16 protein-coding genes, 1 rRNA gene and 1 pseudogene are annotated in these 20,229 nt (G+C 71.0%); 3 read left to right on the forward strand and 15 right to left on the reverse strand.

Annotated features, from left to right (window positions below):
• The 4 genes from ADY01_RS16745 to thyX form a co-directional block, all read right to left on the reverse strand.
• A 16S ribosomal RNA gene (locus tag ADY01_RS16745) occupies window positions 1–98 on the reverse strand; the annotation flags it as partial.
• A gap of 264 nt (window positions 99–362) precedes the next feature.
• A complete protein-coding gene (locus tag ADY01_RS16750; protein ID WP_049573445.1) occupies window positions 363–2,048 on the reverse strand; it encodes a ribonuclease J in 1,686 nt (561 codons plus the stop codon).
• 132 nt (window positions 2,049–2,180) lie between these two features.
• Window positions 2,181–3,080, reverse strand: a complete 900-nt coding sequence (gene dapA, locus ADY01_RS16755; protein WP_049573448.1) for a 4-hydroxy-tetrahydrodipicolinate synthase — start codon at window positions 3,078–3,080, stop codon at window positions 2,181–2,183.
• Window positions 3,081–3,264: 184 nt separating this feature from the next.
• Window positions 3,265–3,987, reverse strand: a complete 723-nt coding sequence (thyX, locus tag ADY01_RS16760) for an FAD-dependent thymidylate synthase (protein WP_049573452.1) — start codon at window positions 3,985–3,987, stop codon at window positions 3,265–3,267.
• Window positions 3,988–4,160: 173 nt separating this feature from the next.
• On the opposite strand from thyX, the gene ADY01_RS16765 reads away from it, so the two are divergent.
• Together ADY01_RS16765 and ADY01_RS16770 are read left to right on the forward strand one after the other, a co-directional pair.
• A complete protein-coding gene (locus ADY01_RS16765; protein ID WP_049573463.1) occupies window positions 4,161–4,358 on the forward strand; it encodes a hypothetical protein in 198 nt (65 codons plus the stop codon).
• 97 nt (window positions 4,359–4,455) lie between these two features.
• Window positions 4,456–5,001 (forward strand): hypothetical protein, encoded by a 546-nt coding sequence (locus ADY01_RS16770; RefSeq protein ID WP_049573467.1) that lies wholly within the window; start codon window positions 4,456–4,458, stop codon window positions 4,999–5,001.
• Here ADY01_RS16770 and ADY01_RS16775 read toward each other — a convergent pair.
• From ADY01_RS16775 to eccD, 6 genes are all read right to left on the reverse strand, one after another.
• On the reverse strand, window positions 4,998–5,507 hold the full coding sequence (locus ADY01_RS16775; RefSeq protein ID WP_049573471.1) for a membrane protein: 510 nt from the start codon (window positions 5,505–5,507) through the stop codon (window positions 4,998–5,000). The genes ADY01_RS16770 and ADY01_RS16775 overlap by 4 nt on opposite strands.
• A gap of 2 nt (window positions 5,508–5,509) precedes the next feature.
• A complete protein-coding gene (gene dapB / locus ADY01_RS16780; RefSeq protein ID WP_049573475.1) occupies window positions 5,510–6,265 on the reverse strand; it encodes a 4-hydroxy-tetrahydrodipicolinate reductase in 756 nt (251 codons plus the stop codon).
• A 19-nt stretch (window positions 6,266–6,284) separates the two neighbouring features.
• Complete coding sequence (locus tag ADY01_RS16785; RefSeq protein ID WP_049573478.1) at window positions 6,285–7,658, reverse strand: M16 family metallopeptidase; 1,374 nt, start codon at window positions 7,656–7,658, stop codon at window positions 6,285–6,287.
• A complete protein-coding gene (locus tag ADY01_RS16790) occupies window positions 7,655–9,889 on the reverse strand; it encodes a polyribonucleotide nucleotidyltransferase (RefSeq protein ID WP_049573480.1) in 2,235 nt (744 codons plus the stop codon). Before ADY01_RS16790 ends, ADY01_RS16785 begins: the two co-directional genes overlap by 4 nt.
• Window positions 9,890–10,177: 288 nt before the next feature.
• A complete protein-coding gene (gene rpsO, locus ADY01_RS16795) occupies window positions 10,178–10,468 on the reverse strand; it encodes a 30S ribosomal protein S15 (RefSeq protein WP_049573483.1) in 291 nt (96 codons plus the stop codon).
• Between the two features lie 184 nt (window positions 10,469–10,652).
• On the reverse strand, window positions 10,653–12,092 hold the full coding sequence (eccD, locus tag ADY01_RS16800) for a type VII secretion integral membrane protein EccD (RefSeq protein ID WP_078900358.1): 1,440 nt from the start codon (window positions 12,090–12,092) through the stop codon (window positions 10,653–10,655).
• Between the two features lie 111 nt (window positions 12,093–12,203).
• Between eccD and eccCa the strand changes: the two genes are divergently transcribed.
• Window positions 12,204–16,169, forward strand: a complete 3,966-nt coding sequence (gene eccCa / locus ADY01_RS16805) for a type VII secretion protein EccCa (protein WP_049573486.1) — start codon at window positions 12,204–12,206, stop codon at window positions 16,167–16,169.
• 82 nt (window positions 16,170–16,251) lie between these two features.
• Here the strand turns inward: eccCa and ADY01_RS16810 are convergent, their stop codons facing one another.
• The 5 genes and pseudogenes from ADY01_RS16810 to ADY01_RS40625 form a co-directional block, all read right to left on the reverse strand.
• Window positions 16,252–16,539: a WXG100 family type VII secretion target gene (locus ADY01_RS16810; protein ID WP_049573489.1), complete on the reverse strand. Its 288-nt coding sequence runs from the start codon at window positions 16,537–16,539 to the stop codon at window positions 16,252–16,254.
• Between the two features lie 12 nt (window positions 16,540–16,551).
• Entirely contained in the window at window positions 16,552–16,911 is a 360-nt protein-coding gene (locus tag ADY01_RS16815; protein WP_049573492.1) for a WXG100 family type VII secretion target, read from the reverse strand.
• Between the two features lie 39 nt (window positions 16,912–16,950).
• Window positions 16,951–18,066: a S8 family serine peptidase gene (locus ADY01_RS16820; protein ID WP_159001245.1), complete on the reverse strand. Its 1,116-nt coding sequence runs from the start codon at window positions 18,064–18,066 to the stop codon at window positions 16,951–16,953.
• A gap of 1,523 nt (window positions 18,067–19,589) precedes the next feature.
• Window positions 19,590–20,000 carry a hypothetical protein gene (locus ADY01_RS16830; protein ID WP_159001247.1) on the reverse strand — a complete coding sequence of 137 codons (411 nt, stop codon included), beginning with the start codon at window positions 19,998–20,000 and terminating at the stop codon, window positions 19,590–19,592.
• A 32-nt stretch (window positions 20,001–20,032) separates the two neighbouring features.
• Window positions 20,033–20,229 (reverse strand): annotated as a pseudogene (locus ADY01_RS40625) (hypothetical protein); the annotation flags it as partial.

Consider the following 20,229-nt stretch of genomic DNA (forward strand, 5'->3'; position numbering starts at 1 on the left):
GCCACTCATCACCGGCCGAAACCGGATCAGCGTTCGACTTGCATGTGTTAAGCACGCCGCCAGCGTTCGTCCTGAGCCAGGATCAAACTCTCCGTGAATGCTCAAAGCAATCCACCGAGAACAGACTCTCGCTGAACATTTCAAACCATATCTACGTCATATCAACGCAGTAAATCTGGCATTGACTTTTGGCACGCTGTTGAGTTCTCAAGGAACGGATGCTCCCGTGAGGGTGCCTCCTGTCCGTCACCCAGCGGGCTCCGAGTAGCTGAGCTACCCCGGTTCCCGTTGAGGCGGTGACGTAAACGTACTGGAGCGGAGCGCCCGGATGCAAATCCGGGCGCTCCGCCGCCACATGGGGCTCAGACGTCCATGACGACCGGCATGATCATCGGACGTCGGCGGTAGGTGTCGGACACCCACTTGCCGACCGTCCGCCGTACGAGCTGCTGGAGTTGGCGGGCCTCGACCACGCCGTCCTGGGCCGACTTGGCCAGGACCTCGTCGATCTTCGGGATGACGGCGGCGAAGTCCGAGTCCTCGATCCCCGAGCCGCGGGAGTGGATGCTCGGGCCGCTGACGATCTTGCCCGTGCTGCTGTCCACCACGATGAAGACGGTGATGAAGCCCTCGTCGCCGAGGATCCGACGGTCCTTCAGGCTGGACTCCGTCACGTCGCCGACCGAGAGGCCGTCCACGTACACATAGCCCGCCTGGACCTTGCCCGCGATCTTCGCCTTGCCGTCGATGAGGTCGACCACCACGCCGTCCTCGGCGATGACGATCCGCTCGGCCGGCACCCCGGTCGCGGCGCCCAACTCGGCGTTGGCGCGCAGATGGCGCCACTCGCCGTGCACCGGCATGAGGTTCTTCGGCTGGCAGATGTTGTAGAAGTACAACAGCTCGCCCGCCGACGCGTGTCCCGAGACATGGACCTTGGCGTTGCCCTTGTGGATGACGTTGGCGCCCCACCGGGTCAGGCCGTTGATCACGCGGTACACCGCGTTCTCGTTGCCGGGGATCAGCGAGGAGGCGAGGATCACGGTGTCCCCCTCGACGATTCTGATCTGGTGGTCGCGGTTGGCCATACGGGACAACGCGGCCATCGGCTCGCCCTGCGACCCCGTGCAGACCAGGACGACCTCGCGGTCGGCCAGGTCGTCCAGGGCCTTGACGTCCACGACCAGGCCGGCGGGCACCCGGAGGTAGCCGAGGTCCCGGGCGATGCCCATGTTCCTGACCATCGACCGGCCGACGAACGCGATTCTCCTGCCATGTTCATAGGCCGCGTCCACGATCTGCTGGATGCGGTGGACATGGCTGGCGAAGCTGGCGACGATGATGCGCTTGTCCGCCCGCGCGAAGACCTGGCGCAGCACGCCAGAGATCTCGCGCTCGGGCGGGACGAAGCCGGGGACCTCGGCGTTGGTCGAGTCGGCCAGCAGCAGGTCGATGCCCTCCTCGCCGAGCCGGGCGAAGGCCCGCAGGTCGGTGAGGCGGCCGTCGAGGGGCAGCTGGTCCATCTTGAAGTCGCCGGTGTGGACGGCGAGGCCGGCCGGGGTGCGGATCGCGACGGCGAGCGCGTCGGGGATCGAGTGGTTGACCGAGATGAACTCGCAGTCGAACGGGCCGATCCGCTCGCGGTGGCCCTCCCTCACCTCGAGGGTGTACGGGCGGATGCGGTGCTCCTGGAGCTTGGCCTCCAGCAGGGCGAGCGTCAGCTTCGACCCGATCAGCGGGATGTCCGGCTTCTCGCGCAGCAGATAGGGAACGCCGCCGATATGGTCCTCGTGCCCATGGGTGAGCACGATGCCGTCGATATCGTCGAGGCGGCTCTTGACGGAGCTGAAGTCCGGAAGAATCAGATCGATTCCGGGCTGTTCCTGCTCGGGAAAGAGCACGCCGCAGTCGACGACGAGCAGCCGTCCGCCGTATTCGAAGACGGTCATGTTGCGGCCGATTTCGCCCAGGCCGCCGAGCGGGGTAACGCGTAGGCCACCCTCAGGAAGCCTCGGCGGGCGGCCGAGTTCTGGGTGCGGATGACTCAAGAGACTCTCCTGACCACGCGCGCCACACGCCCGGTTGGGGGGCACGTGGCGCGCGTGTCTGTGTGCACTGGTCGGTATTCAGTTATCACCTGGCGCGCGGCACTCCGCGCCGCGCAGGCAACGTCTGTGTTGTCAGTTCTGTACCCCGCCGGCGGCGAGATCCCGCCTCAGCTGCTCCGTCTCCCGCGGCGTGAGGCCGACGAGGGGAAGGCGGAGCGGGCCGCCGGGCAGGCCCTGGAAACGGAGAGCGGCCTTCGAGGTGATGACGCCCTGGGTACGGAACATACCGGTGAAGACCGGCAGAAGCTTCTGGTGGATCTCGGCCGCCTTGACGATGTCGCCGCTGGTGTACGCGTCCACCAGGGCCCGCAGCTCGGGGCTGACCACGTGGCCGACGACGGAGACGAAGCCGACGGCGCCCACGGACAGGAGCGGGAGGTTGAGCATGTCGTCGCCCGAGTACCAGGCCAGGCCCGTGGTGGCGATGGCCCAGCTCGCGCGGCCGAGGTCTCCCTTGGCGTCCTTGTTGGCGACGATGCGCGGGTGGTCGGCCAGCCGGACCATGGTCTCGGTGTTGATGGGCACCCCGCTGCGTCCGGGGATGTCGTACAGCATCACGGGCAGCCCGGTGGCGTCCGCGATCGCCGTGAAGTGCTGGTAGAGGCCCTCCTGCGGCGGCTTGTTGTAGTAGGGCGTGACCGTGAGCAGCCCATGGGCGCCGGCCTCTTCGGCGGCGCGGGCGAGTTCGACGCTGTGCCGCGTGTCGTTGGTCCCGACTCCCGCCACGACGTGCGCGCGGTCGCCGACGGCCTCCACCACGGCTCGTACCAGCCGTGTTTTCTCCGCGTCGCTGGTGGTCGGGGACTCGCCCGTCGTGCCGTTGACGATCAGGCCGTCGTTGCCCGCGTCCACCAGATGGACCGCGAGCCGCTGCGCACCCTCGGTGTCGAGGGAGCCGTCCGCCGTGAATGGCGTGACCATGGCGGTCAGGACCCGCCCGAAGGGGGTCTGCGGAGTGGAGGTCGAAGCCATAGGTTCCACGCTACTCGCAGCTCAGCGTGCCCGGGTCCATCGGGGCGGGCATCCTGTGGATCCCGGCACTGCCTGCTCGGGGGTTCAGACAGCACCGGGTCCGTTCATTCACCCTAAATGAACTTCGCGAAATGTCGCAATACGGACACTTCAACCGCCTCACGGACCCCCGGCACCCTCACGGCTAGGGGGCGATGCGGCCATTCGCGTTGAACGCGGCGTGTGTCAGGGGCATCAGGCGGGCCCACTCCTCCTCCATGCGCTCACCCACCATCTCGATCTCGCGCTGCGGGAAGGACGGGACCGCGGCCCGCTCGTCCTGAGTCCGCAGGCCGAGGAAGTGCATCAGGGAGCGCGCGTTGCATGTGGCGTACATCGAGGAGAAGAGGCCGACCGGGAGGACGGCCCTGGCCACCTCGCGGGCGACGCCGGCGGTGAGCATCTCCTGGTAGGCCGCGTACGCCTGCCGGTACGACTCCTCCATCACCTTGCCGACCACGGCGTGCTGCTCCGGCGTCCCGGGCACGAACTCGTACTTCCCCGGGCGCCCGCGCTGCACGAGCCTGCGCTCCGCGCCCGGGACGTAGAACACGGGCTCGAGCCGCCGGTAACGGCCGCTCTCCTCGTTGTACGACCAGCCGACGCGGTGCCGGTGGAACTCCCGGAAGACGAAGATCGGCGCGGTGACGAGGAAGGTCATCGAATTGTGCTCGAACGGGCTTCCGTGCCGGTCCCGCATGAGGAAATTCAGCAGGCCCTTGGACCGCTCGGGGTCCTTGGAGAGCTCCTCGATCGACTGCTCACCCGCCGTGGAGACCCGGGCGGCCCAGAGGACGTCGGTGTCCGAGGCGCTGTGCTTGACGAGCTCGACGGTGATGTCGCTGCGGAAACTCGGGGTCTGGGTCACCGGCGGATTCCTTCCAGGAGCGGGCTGAGCGGGACCCACCCTACGGTTCGCCACTGACAGCGCGCCGGGCGGTCCGAGGACCGGGAGGAAGACCCCAAAAGGGATGTGACGTAAGTGCCGGATTATTCAGCTGATACCTTTGTTAGTGACCTCATCAGGGGAGGAGTGCGCTCATGGACCGCCACGACGACTTTCCCGGCAATGTCATACCGCCGCGCCCACGCCGCTCCCTGAGCCGGATCCTCGGCGGGGCACTGATCGGCCTTGTCCTGATATCCAGCCTCATAGGCACCCTGCTGCTCGCCCGTCCCGCCCTCGATGTCGACCAGCGGACGATTCCCGAGGCCCCGGAAGCAGCCGAGGACCACTGAGCGCGGTAGCCTCACCGTTCACAGCCCCCCGTCCCCCCACGGCGACGACAAGCCCGTGTGACGAGCGCGCCGCCTGTGATACGAACGAGGACCAGCCGTGCCCCTGACCTTTCTCGCGGCCGACCGTGACTTCGCCGGCACCCCACCCCAGGTGGCGTTGCCGCACGCGGAGCAGGACTTCTGGCGCCGCCCCTACCGTCCAGGCCCCTGGCGGGTCGCCGCCGCGGCCGTGACGCTGCTGATCGCCGCCTACCTGCTCATCTCGGCCCTGATCATCGTGATGGCGGGCTCCCCCGCCGGCGCCGTCGCCACCCTGGTCACCGCCGTGGTGGCCATCGGCTTCGCCCTGCGCCTGCTGCGCATGGGCATCTGGGTCAGCCCGCGCGGCCTGCGCCGGGTGGGCCTGCTGTGGACCCAGACGCTGCGCTGGCGCGAGGTCACCCGGGTCAGCACCGTGCAGCAGCCGGTCAAGTGGCTGGGGCTGCCGCGGAGCGTCCAGGGACAGGCCCTGCTCGTCGAGCGCCGCAAGGGCGAGGCCCTGCGCACGCTGCTGACCGACCACAACGCGGACTTCCTGGCCAGGCCCGACGCCTTCGACCGCGCGGCCGACGTCCTGGAGGCATGGGCGGCCGAGAACCGCTAGGGCACGTCGGGCCGCCCGAGCCGCTTCCGTTCGGCGGCGGCCCCGGCCGGGGCGTGCGAGGCGTGCGGGTCCAGGGCGTGCAGGTCCAGGGCATGCTGCATGGCCTTGCGGGCCCGCGGGGTGTCCCGGGCGTCGCGGTAGGCGACCGCCAGGCGGAACCAGCATCGCCAGTCCTCCGGGTGCTCCTCGGTCTCGGCCTTCCGCGCCGCGAAGGCCGCGTCGGCCGCTGTCCGGTCCACGCGCCCGCTCGGCGTCCGCGGCAGGTCGTCCACGGGGAGTCCGCCCTCCGCGTCGAGCCGGCGGGCCAGCCGGTTGGCGCCGAGGACGAAGCGGGTGCCGCGCCACAGGAACCACGCGCCGAGCAGCGGCAGCACCAGCACGGCCGCCCCCAGCGGGACCGTCACCCAGGTGCCCTCCCGGACCAGCAGCACGCCGCGGTGGCCGACCAGCCCCAGGTAGACGAGGAGGACGGCGCACAGCGCGGCGTGGACGGCCTTGTCCCGCACGGCTAGCCGTCCAGGTCCATGAAGTGCTCCAGGCCGAGGGTGAGCCCGGGGGCCGCGGCGATCCGCCGCACCCCGAGCAGCACGCCCGGCATGAACGAGGCCCTGCTCATCGAGTCGTGCCGCAGGGTGAGGACCTCCCCCTCGTCGCCGAACAGCACCTCCTGGTGGGCGACCAGGCCGCGCAGCCGGACGGCGTGGACCGGGACGCCCTCGACCGCCGCGCCGCGTGCGCCGTCCAGGGCCGCGCTGGTGGCGTCCGGCTGCTCGCCCAGACCCGCCGCCCTGCGGGCCTCGCCGATGAGCTGCGCGGTGCGGGTCGCGGTGCCGCTGGGGGCGTCGGCCTTGCCGGGGTGGTGCAGCTCGACGATCTCCACCGACTCGAAGAAGCGGGCCGCCTGCCGGGCGAACCGCATGGTGAGCACCGCGCCGATGCCGAAGTTCGGGGCGATCAGCACGCCGGTGCCCGGCGAGGTGCCGAGCAGGTCCCGGAGGGTGCCGAGCCGTTCCCCGCTCCAGCCGGTGGTGCCGACGACGGCGTGGATGCCGTTGCGCACGCAGAACTCCACGTTGGCCAGGGTGGATTCGGGGTGCGTCAGCTCGACCGCCACCTCGGCGCCCGCCTCGGTCAGCGTCTCCAGCGTGTCCCCGCGGCCGAGCGCCGCGACCAGTTCCATGTCGTCGGCGGCGTCCACCGCGCGGACGGCCTCGGCGCCCATCCGTCCGCGGGCGCCGATCACGGCCACGCGCACTGTGCGCATTCGCTTCCTCCGGGTCTCCTCAGGCGACGGCGTCGGACAGACGCGCGGCCTGGCGTTCGTTCAGCGGGCCGATGACGGACAGCGAGGGCCGGTGGTCCAGCACCGCGCGGGCGACCTCGCGTATGTCGTCGGGGGTGACCGCGGCGATCCGCGCGAGCATGTCGTCCACCGACAGCTGGGTCCCCCAGCACACCTCGCTCTTGCCGAGGCGGTGCATCAGGGAGCCCGTGTCCTCCAGGCCGAGCACCGTCGATCCGGCGAGCTGGCCGATGGCGCGGCGGACCTCGTCGTCGTCGATGCCGTGCTCGGCGACGTCGGCCAGCTGCTCGCGGCAGATCTTCAGCACGTCGTCCAGCCGGTCGGGGCGGCAGCCCGCGTAGACGCCGAAGATGCCGCAGTCGGCGAAGCCCGAGGTGTACGTGTAGATGCTGTAGGCGAGGCCGCGCTTCTCGCGGACCTCCTGGAAGAGCCGCGAGCTCATCCCGCCGCCCAGCGCCGTGGCAAGCACGCCGAGCGCCCAGCGGCGTTCGTCGTGGCGCGAGAGGCCGGGCATGCCGAGCACCATGTGGGCCTGTTCGGTGGGGCGTTCCAGCACATCGAGGCGGCCGGCGGCACGCAGGGCGCGGTGGCCCGTCCTGGGGGCGACGGGCTCGGCGTCCTTCCCCGTCAGGGCACCCGCCCGGTCGAACGCGGCGGTGACGGCGGCGACCACGGCGGCGTGCTCCAGGTTCCCCGCCGCGGTGACCACGAGGCGGGTCGGTTCGTAGTGGCGCCGGTAGAAACGGGCGATGCGGTCCCGCGTCAGCGCGTTGACCGTGTCCACCGTGCCGAGGACGGGGCGGCCCAGCGGGCTGTCGCCCAGCAGCGTCGTGGCGAACAGGTCGTGCACCGTGTCGCCCGGGTCGTCCTCGGTCATGGCGATCTCTTCGAGGATGACGCCGCGCTCCGACTCGACCTCGTCGGCGGCGATCACGGAGCTGGTGAGCATGTCACAGACGATGTCGATGGCCAGCGGCAGGTCCGCGTCCAGGATCCGGGCGTAGTAGCAGGTGAACTCCTTGGTGGTGAAGGCGTTCATCTCGCCGCCGACCGCGTCGATCGCCGAGGAGATGTCCAGGGCGGTGCGCCGCTCGGTGCCCTTGAACAGCACGTGCTCCAGGTAGTGGGTGGCGCCGTTGAGGGCGGGTGTCTCGTCACGGGAGCCGACGCGGGCCCAGATGCCGAACGTCGCGGAGCGCACGCCGGGCACGGTCTCGGTGACGATCCGCAGCCCGCTGGGCAGAACGGTCTTCTGAACGGAGCCCTGGCCGCTGTCCGCGCGGCGCGGACGGGGCACGGCCCGCCCCACCTGAGCGGTGGGACGGGCCGTCGTCCTACGGGAGGTACGCGTCACTTCTCGGCAGCGTCCTTCCCCGCCTCGTCCGCGTCGCCGGTCTCGGCCGCGTCCTCGTCGAGGACCGGCACCAGCGAGAGCTTGCCGCGCTGGTCGATCTCGGCGATCTCGACCTGGACCTTCTGGCCCACGCCGAGCACGTCGTCCACGTTCTCCACGCGCTTGCCGCCGGCCAGCTTGCGGATCTGCGAGATGTGCAGCAGGCCGTCCTTGCCGGGCAGCAGCGAGACGAACGCGCCGAAGGTGGTCGTCTTCACCACGGTGCCGAGGTACCGCTCGCCGACCTCGGGCATCGTCGGGTTCGCGATGCCGTTGATCGTGGTGCGGGCGGCCTCCGCCGAGGTGCCGTCGGCGGCGCCGATGTAGATGGTGCCGTCGTCCTCGATGGTGATGTCCGCGCCGGTGTCCTCCTGGATCTGGTTGATCATCTTGCCCTTGGGGCCGATGACCTCGCCGATCTTGTCCACCGGGATCTTCACCGTGATGATGCGCGGCGCGTTCGGCGACATCTCGTCCGGGACGTCGATCGCCTCGTTCATCACGTCCAGGATGTGCAGCCGGGCGTCGCGCGCCTGCTTGAGGGCGGCGGCCAGCACGGAGGCCGGGATGCCGTCCAGCTTGGTGTCCAGCTGGAGCGCGGTGACGAACTGCCGGGTGCCGGCGACCTTGAAGTCCATGTCGCCGTACGCGTCCTCGGCACCGAGGATGTCGGTCAGGGTGACGTAGTGCGTCTCACCCTCGACCTCCTGGGAGATCAGGCCCATCGCGATGCCGGCGACCGGCGCCTTCAGGGGCACGCCCGCGTTCAGCAGGGACATGGTGGAGGCGCAGACCGAGCCCATGGAGGTCGACCCGTTGGATGAGAGGGCCTCGGAGACCTGGCGGATCGCGTAGGGGAACTCCTCGCGGCTCGGGAGCACCGGGATGAGGGCGCGCTCGGCGAGCGCGCCGTGGCCGATCTCGCGGCGCTTCGGGGAGCCGACGCGGCCGGTCTCGCCGGTGGAGTAGGGCGGGAAGTTGTAGTTGTGCATGTACCGCTTGCGGGTCACCGGCGAGAGGGTGTCCAGCTGCTGCTCCATGCGCAGCATGTTCAGCGTGGTGACGCCCAGGATCTGGGTCTCGCCCCGCTCGAACAGGGCCGAGCCGTGGACCCGCGGGATCGCCTCGACCTCGGCGGCCAGGGTGCGGATGTCGGTGACGCCGCGGCCGTCGATCCTGACCTTGTCGCGGATGACGCGCTCGCGCACCAGCTCCTTGGTCAGCGCCCGGTAGGCGGCGGAGATCTCCTTCTCGCGGCCCTCGAACTGCGGCAGCAGCTTGTCGGCGGCGACCGTCTTGATCCGGTCGAGCTCGCCCTCGCGCTCCTGCTTGCCCGCGATGGTGAGGGCCTGCGCCAGCTCGTCCCGCACCGCGTTCGACAGCGCGTCCAGGACGTCGTCCTGGAAGTCGAGGAAGACGGGGAACTCGCCGGTCGGCTTGGCGGCCTTGGCGGCGAGGTCGGCCTGCGCGCGGCAGAGCACCTTGATGAACGGCTTCGCGGCGTCGAGCCCGGCCGCCACGACCTCCTCGGTCGGGGCCTGGGCCCCGCCCTTGACCAGCTCGATCGTCTGGTCGGTGGCCTCGGCCTCCACCATCATGATCGCGACGTCGCCGTCGGCCAGCACGCGGCCGGCGACGACCATGTCGAAGACGGCCTCCTCCAGCTCGGTGTGGGTGGGGAAGGCCACCCACTGGCCGCGGATCAGCGCCACGCGGGTGCCGCCGATGGGGCCGGAGAACGGCAGTCCGGCCAGCTGCGTCGAGCAGGAGGCCGCGTTGATGGCGACCACGTCGTAGAGGTGGTCGGGGTTGAGCGCCATGATCGTCTCGACGACCTGGATCTCGTTCCGCAGGCCCTTCTTGAACGAGGGGCGCAGCGGGCGGTCGATCAGCCGGCAGGTGAGGATGGCGTCCTCGGAGGGCCGCCCCTCACGCCGGAAGAAGGAGCCGGGGATCTTGCCGGCGGCGTACATGCGCTCTTCGACATCGACGGTCAGCGGGAAGAAGTCCAGCTGGTCCTTCGGGTTCTTCGAGGCGGTGGTGGCCGACAGCACCATGGTGTCGTCGTCCAGATAGGCGACCGCTGATCCGGCGGCCTGCCTGGCCAGCCGGCCGGTCTCGAAGCGGATGGTGCGGCTACCGAAGGCTCCGTTGTCGATGACGGCTTCGGTGTAGTGGGTCTCGTTCTCCACTGTGGTGAATCTCCTCTTCTGCGCCCCGCCGGAACGGGCGGGGCAGCGGGGTGGAGCACCTCCTGACGGGCCGGCCATCGATCGAAGCCTCCGGGAGAGCAGCCCGGGGGCCACTACCGAGGACCGGCGACGGTGAGAAGAGGCTCCGCCTCATGCAAACGTCGTTTTCTGTTGTGTCTGGGACCAGCCTACAAAGGCGGGCGGTCCCGGGAACGGTTCCTGCCCGTGCCGAGCCGGATACGGCGAAGGGAGCGGCCCCGCGCGGGTGGCCGCTCCCTCTTCGGCGTCCTACCTGGCGCCCGCCGCGCCGCGGCGGATGCCGAGGCGCTCCACCAGGGTGCGGAAGCGCTGGATGTCCTTGCGCGCCAGGTACTGGAGCAGCCGGCGGCGCTGGCCGACCAGGAGCAGCAGCCCCCGGCGTGAGTGGTGGTCGTGCTTGTGGGTCTTCAGGTGCTCGGTCAGGTCCGAGATGCGGCGGGACAGCAGCGCCACCTGGACCTCGGGGGAGCCGGTGTCGCCCTCTTGGGTGGCGAACTCGGCGATGATCTTCTGCTTCGTGGCGGCGTCAAGCGACGACACACGTACTCCTTGGCGGTATCCGATGTAGCCACCGAGTGCCCCCGGGCTGATCCACGGGGGAGCTTCCTGAACTCGGAAGGCGGGGTCCGCTGAGCGCTTCCTCCAGAAGATTCCGGGGGCGCGTACGCAAACGGCCGGTAAGCAGGCTACAGCAGGATGGCGCGGCGAGCACATCGGGTGGCCGTCAGCCGCTGGTCAGCCCTCTGGCCTCGCTGTACACGTCCAGGGCCGCCAGGCAGAGGGGGATCAGGGACAACAGTACGGCGCTCTCGGTGAGGTCCATGACCCGCCCCCAGAGCGGCGTGAGTCCGGCGCGCGGCACGACCAGGGCGATCGCGGCGAGGACGGCCGCCGCGGCGGTGAGGGCGGCGGTGACCCAGAGGGTCCGCAGGTCGGGCGAGCCGCCGGCCGAGGACGCGGCGCGGGCGAAGCCGACGACGAGCAGGCCGAGGGAGGCGAGCCCGGCCACCAGGAGCACCGTCACCTGGACGGCGTAACGGAAGAGCCGGGCGCGGGTGAGCAGCGCGACGCCGGTGGCCAGGGTGAGCAGCCGTCCCCAGCCGTTGTCCGAGAAGCCGAGCACGCCGGAGGAGACGGTGGCGAGGGCCGCGCAGCCGCCGGTGAGGCCGAGGAGGAGCTGGTGGCCGCGGCGGGCCTGCGCGGCGATGCGCGCGGTGTCCACCGGGGCGGAGGGCGGCTGCTGGTCGGGGGCCTGCGGCTCGTAGCCGGTGGGCGGGGCGGTGTAGCCGATGGGCAGCCGGACCAGTGCGGCCGACAGGGCGGGCAGGAAGGCGAGCGCGCCCAGGGCGACGGGGGCGCAGACGGCCGCGGTGGAGACGGGCGAGGCGTCGGTGAGGATGGCGGCGAACGTCGCGAGCGTGCCGGACGTGGCGGCGCAGGCGCTCGCGGCGAACCACCCGGCCGCCTCGGGCAGGGCGGCGATCAGGGCCACGGAGACCAGCAGGACGGCGGCGCAGCCGAGCATCAGCTCCAGGCGGCCGACGCCGTGTCCTTCGTCGAGCGGCAGGACGCCGGTGCCGGCGACGAGGGCGTGCGGCAGGGAGGCCAGGCCGAACGCGACGGCCGCGGCCCGGTCGCCGTAGACGCGGGCGCGGACGGCCGCGAGGGAGACGAGGAGCAGCGCGAGGAGGCCCGCGATGACGCCGGGCAGGCCGTGCATCTCGTGGCGGTCGGGCTCGCCGTACCAGAGGACGACGGCGGCGAGCGCGGCGAGGACGCCGGCGGCGGTCAGGCCCGCCACGCGCAGCATCCCGTCCTGCCAGAGGCGGCGGTCGGCCGCGACGGCGTCGGCGATGGCGTCGGTGACGTCGTCGTGGACGGGTGGCGGCAGCGAGTCGGCGAACGGGCGCAGGGCGAGCACGTCGCCGTCCAGGACCCGCTGGCCGCCGAGGGTGCGGGAGCCGTCGAGGACGGTGCCGTCCCTGCGCACGAGGTGGTAGCCGACGGGGGCGCCCTGCTCGGGCGTCAGGCCGGCGAGGGCGAGGATCTCCGGGCAGAGCTCGGCGACCGGGGAATCCGCGGGCAGCGCCAGGTCGATGCGGCTGGTCGGCGCGGCGATGGTGACACGGCAGAAGCCGGTGGCTGCGGTCGTGCTCACGGTCATGCTCCCCTCCCCTTGGGCACGGACTGCGCTCGCCACCCTACCCGGCGTGGTGTCAGTGGGGCCCACTAGGATCGACCCCGCTTCATCAGCCGTTGCCCGGGGGGGGATTCGATGAGCCAGATCGTGGTCAAGCGGCCGCCGAGGGCCCTGCCGGAACAGGTGCCGGACGAGGCCGTGGCGCTGCTCGCGCCGCCCGAGCTGCCCAAGGGGCAGCAGGAGGGCGTGCTGATGCAGGTCGTGCCGATGCTCGGCATGGGCTCGTCGGTGGTCTTCTTCTTCATGCCGGGCGCGCACCCGTTCATGCGCATCATGGGGATGCTGATGATGGTCTCCACGGTGGGCATGGTGGTCGCCATGATCGTGCGGTTCCGGCGGGGCACCCAGGGGCAGATGGCGCAGGTGCGGCGGGACTATCTGAAGTATCTGGCGCGGACGCGGGCCACCGTGCGGGAGACGGCGGCACGGCAGCGGGACGCCCAGCTGTATCTGCACCCGGGGCCCGAGCAGCTGTGGGCGCTGGTCGCCGAGGGCGGCCGGGTGTGGGAACGGCGGCCTGGCGAGGCCGACTTCGGGCAGGTCCGCATCGGTCTGGGCGAGCACCGGCTCGCGACGCCGCTGGTGGCGCCGCAGACCGCGCCGGTCGACGAGCTGGAGCCGCTGGCGGCGGGGGCCATGCGGCGCTTCCTCGACACGCACGGCACGGTGGACGGGCTGCCCATGGCGGTGTCGCTGCGCGGGTTCTACCGGCTGGCGCTGTCGGGCGACGCGCAGACGGCGCAGGGCGTGGCCCGTTCGCTGGTGTGCGCCCTGGTGGCACTGCACTCGCCGGAGGACGTCGTCCTGGCGGTGGCGGCCTCGGGCGAGGCGGCGGAGCGCTGGGAGTGGACGAAGTGGCTGCCGCACACGCAGCTGTCGTCACTCGACGGCGCGGGCACACGCCGGCTGATCCGTGGTTCCGTGACCGAGGTGGAGCAGGAGCTGACGGGGCGTCTGGAGGGGCGGGGGCGGTTCTCGCCGGGCGGCAAGCCGGTGCCCGACCAGCCGCATCTGGTGCTGGTGCTGGACGGGGCGCGGATTCCGCCGATGTCGGCGTTCGCCACGAGTGAGGGGCTTCAGGGGGTCACCGTCGTGGAGCTGGCCCCGGGTGGGGCGGATCCGGGGCGGGGCGGTCTCTCGGTGGGCTGCCGGCCGGGCTCGCTGCGCCTCCAGGCGCAGGACGGCATGGTGTTCGAGGGTGAGCCCGACGTCCTGCCGGTGGCCGTGGCGGAGGCGCTGGCGCGGCAGCTGGCGCCGCTGCGGCTCAGCGGGGCGGCGGACGAGGACGAACCGCTGCTGGCCGACCTGGACTTCGCCGAGCTGCTCGGCCTCGGCGACCCGGCGGCGGTGGACGTGGCGCGGACCTGGCGGCCGAGGTCGGCGGGCGAGCGGCTGCGGGTGCCGATCGGCGTGGACGAGGAGGGTCAGCCGGTGATGCTGGACCTCAAGGAGGCGGCCCGGGAGGGCATGGGCCCGCACGGGCTGTGCGTGGGGGCGACCGGCTCGGGCAAGTCGGAGCTGCTGAGGACGCTGGTGCTCGGCCTCGCGGTCACGCACACCTCGGAGACGCTGAACTTCGTGCTGGCCGACTTCAAGGGCGGCGCGACGTTCACCGGCATGGCCGGGCTGCCGCACGTCTCGGCGGTCATCACCAATCTGGCGGACGACCTGACGCTGGTCGACCGCATGGGCGACTCGATCAGGGGCGAGTTGCAGCGGCGTCAGGAGCTGCTGCGCGCCGCGGGGAACTACGCCAACCTCCACGACTACGAGCGGGCGCGGGCGGCGGGCGCACCGCTGGAGCCGCTCGCCTCGCTGGTGCTCGTCATCGACGAGTTCAGCGAACTGCTCACCGCGAAGCCCGACTTCATCGACATGTTCATTCAGATCGGCCGCATCGGGAGGTCGCTCGGGGTCCATCTCCTGCTGGCCTCGCAGCGGCTGGAGGAGGGGCGGCTGCGCGGGCTCGACACGTATCTGTCCTACCGGATCGGCCTGCGCACGTTCTCGGCGGCCGAGTCACGGACGGCGATCGGGGTCCCGGACGCCTACCACCTGCCGCAGGTGCCGGGCTCCGGGCTGCTGAAGACCGGCACGGAGCAGATGACGCGGTTCAAGGCGGCCTATGTCTCGGGCCCCTACCGCAAGCCGTCCCGGAAGGCGGAGACGGGCGCCCCGCGGGCGGTCAGCAGGCGGCCGGTGGTGTTCACGGCGGCGCCGGTGCCGGTGCGGTACGCGGAGCCGGAGCCTGTCCCGGCGGCGGGAGACGGCTCCGGATCCCCGGCGGGCGCCGACGACGCGCTGGCCGAGACGGTGCTCGATGTGATCGTCCGCAGGATCGAGGGCCAGGGCCCCGCCGCGCACCAGGTGTGGCTGCCGCCGCTGGACTCGGCGACGACGATGGACGAGCTCCTGCCCGAACTCCATGTGGTGGAGGGGCGCGGCCTCCAGGCGCCGGGGCCCCGGGGGACGCTCGCCGTGCCGCTGGGCGTGGTGGACAAGCCGTTCGAGCAGCGGCGCGAGGTGCTGGTCAGGGACTTCTCGGGCGCGGGCGGGCACATGCTCGTCGTGGGCGGCCCGCAGTCGGGCAAGTCGACGCTGCTGCGGACGCTGATCGCCTCGTTCGCCCTCACCCACACACCGTCCGAAGTGCAGTTCTACGCTTTGGACTTCGGCGGCGGGGGGCTGGCGTCGGTCGGTGAGCTGCCCCATGTGGGCGGCGTCGCCTCCCGGCTCGACCCGGACCGGGTGCGGCGGGCCGTCTCGGAGGTGGCGGGGGTGCTGGCGCGGCGCGAGGAGCTCTTCCGCCGCCAGGGCATCGACTCGATCACCACCTACCGCCGGATGCGGAGCGCGGGGCAGCTTCCCGAGGAGCGGTGGGGCGACGTGTTCCTGCTGATCGACGGCTGGGCGGCGTTCAAGCAGGAGTACGACATGACGCTGGAGCCGGTGATCACCGACATCGCCGCCCGCGGTCTGGGCTACGGCATCCATCTCGTCGTGACGGCCTCCCGTTACATGGAGATGCGCCCGGCGCTGAAGGACCAGCTCACGAACCGGCTGGAGCTGCGCCTGGGGGACACGCTGGACTCGGAGTTCGACCGGAAGGTCGCGGCGGCGATCCCGGCGGAGGTGCCGGGGCGTGGCCAGACGCCGGACAAGCTGCACTGGATGGTGGCGCTGCCGCGTCTCGACGGCGTGAGCCGCTCGGGTGACCTGGCCGGCGGCACGGCCGCCCTGGTCGAGGCGGTCCGCGCCGGCTGGGCGGGCCCGGGGGCACCAGAGGTGCGGATGCTTCCGCAGCGGCTGGCGGCGGAGGACTTGCCGAAGGGCTTCGAGCGGGGGGACGAGGGCATCGCGATCGGCGTCGGCGAGACCGATCTGGAGCCGGTGTTCGTCAACTTCGAGAGGGACCCGTTCCTGCTGGTCGTCGGCGAGAGCGAGTCGGGCAAGTCGGCGGTGCTGCGGCTGATCATGCGCAAGCTCGCCGAGCGGTACGCGGCGGAGGAGGCGCGGTTCGTCATCGGCGACTACCGGCGGGCCCTGATGTCCGCGGCGCCCGGGGAGTTCATCGCGAGCTACTCGACGACGGAGACCAAGCTGACGCAGGACGTCGTGTCGATGAGCAGGATCTTCGAGAAGCGGGCGCCCAAGGAGGACATCAGCATCGAGGAGCTCCGGGCGCGGAAGTGGTGGAGCGGACCTCGTCTCTTCGTCATCGTGGACGACTACGACCTGGTCTCGGCGTCCAACAAGAACCCGCTGGCCCACCTGACCGAGCACCTGCCGTATGCCAGGGACGTCGGCGTCAACTTCATCGTGGCCCGCTCCACGGCGGGCATCGCGCGGGCGATGTTCGAGCCGTTCGTCCAGCGGCTGCGGGAGCTGGGCGCGCAGGGGCTGGTGCTGTCGGGCGATCCCAAGGAGGGCGAGGTCTTCCCCTCGGTGCGCGCGCGGGCGCTGCCGCCGGGCCGTGCGCAGTTCGCGTCGCGGCGCAGGGGGCGGCCCTTGGTGCAGCTGGGGTGGCTCCCGGAGCAGTAGGCGGGAGGGGCGGCCCGGCCGGGGGCGGAGAGCCGAACGGGGGTGGTACCGGCCGCGGCCGGTGCCACCCCCGCCGGGTGGGTCAGCCCATGCGGTGCGCGGCGCGGAGGTCCACGGCCCGGTAGTTGATACCGGCGGTGTCCAGGGCGTTGCCCGTCGCCCCCAGGACGACGCGCAGCTTGTCCAGCTCCTGGGAGAACACCTGCATGTTGAGGTTGAAGGCGGTGGCGGCCTCGCCGCTCCAGCCTTCCGCGGCCCACCGGAGAGCCTGCTGGAGGGCTTCGAGCCGGTTGAGCAGCTCCCGCTCCTCGGCGGTCAGGCCCTCTGAGCCACCGCCGAGCGCCGAGTAGTTGAGACTGAAGTCAGCCATGGTGCGTCCCCCTTACAGAGTGTTCTCGAAGCCGCTGCTGTTCATCGTGCTGAGGCCCGACTGGGCACGCATCATCTCGGCGATCTGGTCCTGCTCCTGCGCGTCGAAGTCGTTCCGGCTCATCCGCACCAGCTCGCGCAGGTTGTCCAGCGCCCTGATCAGGCGGTCCAGGTTGAGATTGGCCTCCTGCTGGCCGGAGCTGAACGTGTTGGCCGCGTCGCCGCGCCACCCGGCGATCACCTGGTCGGTCGCCGACTCCAACTTTCCGCGGCTGGTGTTGAGAAGACCGATCTCCTGATCGAGCGAGTTGAGCAACGCGTTGATGGTTTCGTCGCTCTGCCGAAGGTGATCGCTCGGCATCTGGTCCGACATGAATACCCTCCCCTTGTGTGAGTGCTGTTGCGTGCGCGGCTAGGCGGTTCTGCGGCGGCTCACGACGGCCGCCGCCACGACACCGCCCAGGATCACCACCCCGACGGCGACCCCGATGAGCGCGGTCGCGGAACCGCCGCCCGATCCGGATCCGCTCGCCGCGGCCTCGCCGCCCGGCTCCTGTGCGGCCTCCCCCGAGGCGGCCTCCTCGGACTCCTCCTCGGGCACGGGCTCGGGGGAGACGGGCGGGTCGAGCGTGCCTTCGTAGGTGGGGAAGAGAGGACTGGTACCCGGATCACCGGGCCGCCCCTCTCCGTCGAGAATCACCCGATCGGGGCGGATCATGCCGTACCCGACGTAGTCGTCCCGCTGCCCGTCCCCGGGCCCGTCGGCGGTCTCCATGAGAGTGCGGAGCACCTGGTTCTTGGTCCAGTCCGGGTGAGCCGACCAGATCAGGGCCGCGGAGGCGGAGGCGAGAGCGGCGGCGGCACTGGTGCCACCCCACTCGGTCAGGCAGGCCGTCTCCCACGACTCGTCCGGGCAACGCCCGGGTACCTCGGCGCCGGGTGCGGACAGGGCCACCTGCGGACCATACGTCGAATAAATGACGTGGTCGCCGTTCCGGTCCGTGGCCCCCACACCTACGACGCCCGCCTGATCCGAGGGCCGCGCCGGCTCATTACCCTCTTCACCGGCATTACCCGTTGCCGCGAAAATCAGGACATCGTTCCGTACGGCGTTGGCGATGGCTGACTGCAGCCGGTCAACATGGCCCGCCCACTGCTTGCCAATGGAGAAGCTAATAATCTGAGCTCCGGACTCCACCGCATAATCGATGGCCTCCGCCCAGCGATCCTCTTGTCCGAAGTCGAAGGAGAGCCCGTTGTCGACCTTGACGGGCAGGATTCGTACGCCGGGGGCGATTCCGTAGACTCCGCCACCCTCACCGGTGCCTCCGATGAGACCGGCCATCATCGTGCCGTGGCCATGAGTATCGATGTGCGGCCCGTCCCCGCCGATGGTGAGATCCGTGCCGTCCAGGACTTGGCCCTCCAGGTGGGGTAGCGACGCATCCACTCCCGTATCGAGCACAGCGACAGTGATGCCCTCCCCCGTCGTGCGTCCCCACATCTCCTCGACACGCAATGTCTCCATGTACCAGGGGTCTTGAGGCCCCTCGGCCACGGCCTGCGGTGTCAGAGAGACGCCGCTGAATACCGCCCCGCCCAATAACAGCGTGAGGAGGCGGCCGAGTCGTGGGAATGCGGAAGGTCGGCGAGTCATGGGCTCAGCGGTCCTTTTCCTTCTGATCGCGGTCGTTCCGGTTCCTTCGGCCGCGCCTGCTGGTTGTCGACGAGAGAGCGCGACCGGTCACCCTCGCCGTGGTCGCCGCCGCACCACCGGCGACAGGGGGCCGACCACCCGTGGCCGCCGAACCCGATGGTCGTCCCACCAGACCACCTCCCGGGCCATGAATGGTGCCGGTCGCCGGGTCGCGCATCGCGGGGAGCGTGCCCAATCCGATGACACCGCCCCGCGGAACGCCTCGGGTGGCACTCGCCGGCGGGCGGGGCACGCCACCGAGAATCCCCCTCTGCTCGGAAGATCGCGACGGGGGCCATCCCCCGCCAGGCATACCGCCCACCGGCGGCCGGCCCAGCATCGGGTTCTGCCCTGCTCCCCCGGCGGGTACGTGTCCCGTGGAGGGCGCGTATGACGGCGTGTTCCCACCCCCGGGGATGAACGGGCGCCCGACGGTTGGCAGTTGCGATCTCTGAGGCATCGGGGGCGCTGGCCGCACGGGCCCCGACCTCCCCGGCGGCAACGTGCCCGGGGGAAGAAGACCGGCGTCGGGCGCTGGGCCGACGGGACCTGGCGGAGGTGGTGTCGAAGGTACCGCGGGGGTGGGAGCGGGGGGAGCGACGTCGAGGGAGTCCAGTGACGTACCGATCCTGTCGTCGCCGGGTACGTGTCCCGGAGGTACACCTGACCCCTGAATCACCTGGGGCTCCCCGCCGAGACCGGACGCGGAATCCGGCCGGGCACCTCGGAGCGACGACTCATCACCTCCGACCGATGCCCCGTACGGGCGGGTGGCGTCGGATGCGCCGGAGAACAGCGTGGCACCGGAAGCGTTCGGATCGGGCGGGGCAACTCGCAGCCCCTCGTACCGCCCGTCGTTGAACGGCTCCTCGAATCTCGGCTCAGGCGCCGCCCCCATCGTCTCCGCGGCGACGCGGTAGGAGGACGACAGGCGCTCCATCACGCCGATGGCTTCCTGTCGTTCCATGCCGCCGCCGATGAGGTCCGTGACCGTCTCGGTCTCGACGGGGCCGAGCGCGGGCTGGGGGGCCGGTGGCATCGAGGACTTGGCCTCCGCCAGCGCCTGGCCCGCCACCTGCATGGCCTTGCCCGTCAGTTGGGCGTACATGCTCAGCGTCGCCGACTCCCGCCGGAAGTGCTCCCCCCACGCTCTGACCCCTTCCGCCGCCTCGCCCTCCCAGGCCATCGCGCCGACCCGGGCCGCGATCATCCGGCCGACCGTGTCCAGGAACGGGGCGATCTCCATCAGGATCTCGGCCCGGCTGGTCAGGGCCTCGGGGGTGGCGTGGGCGATCATGGAGACCAGTTGTGCGTGGCTGCTGGACTCGTGCTCACTCATCGATGCGTGCCCCCTGTCACTGCGCCATGTCCCTGCCGCCACCGGCAGCGGGCGGATTCACATCCGGCTGGGCATATGCGGATTCGAAGGTGGCGCTGATCTGCCGGAGGCGATCCATCTGTTCCTGGTCGGTGGTCACATAATCATTGCTGATCACCGTCGTGGAGATGCCCAGGAGTTCGATCGCCTCCTGCTGCACGCGCACGAATTCCTCCAACCGTGCGCGCACTCGCTCGTATTGTGTGAAGATCTCGCCCGCCGCGGCCGACGCGCCGAATTGATCGGCGGTCGTATGGAGCTGACTCACCTGCGCCGGACTCACGGCGGAGCCCCGCAGTTTCTCCAGGATCGAGTCCAGCCAGCCGACGAAGTCGGGCAGTTCTCCGTCGGCCACATACAAATCAGGCCGACTCGATTCGTTCGTCATCCCACCCCTCCCCTCCACCGGTGCCCCCTCAGTCACCGTGGAGATTCCATCTTATGCCGTTCACTACGCAGTGAGGCAAGGCCGTTACGGCGGCGCCGGTCGCGAATGATCAGGGCGGCTCCGCCGAGGGCCGCGGTGAGGACCGCGGTGGCCAGAGCGGCGAACGTGCCGAGGCGTTCCGCGCGTTCGGCGTGGGTCTCACCCAGATCGAGCGGGGGGACCTCGGGGG

The sequence above is a fragment of the Streptomyces sp. SBT349 genome (assembly GCF_001083795.1).
Lineage (GTDB): Bacteria > Actinomycetota > Actinomycetes > Streptomycetales > Streptomycetaceae > Streptomyces.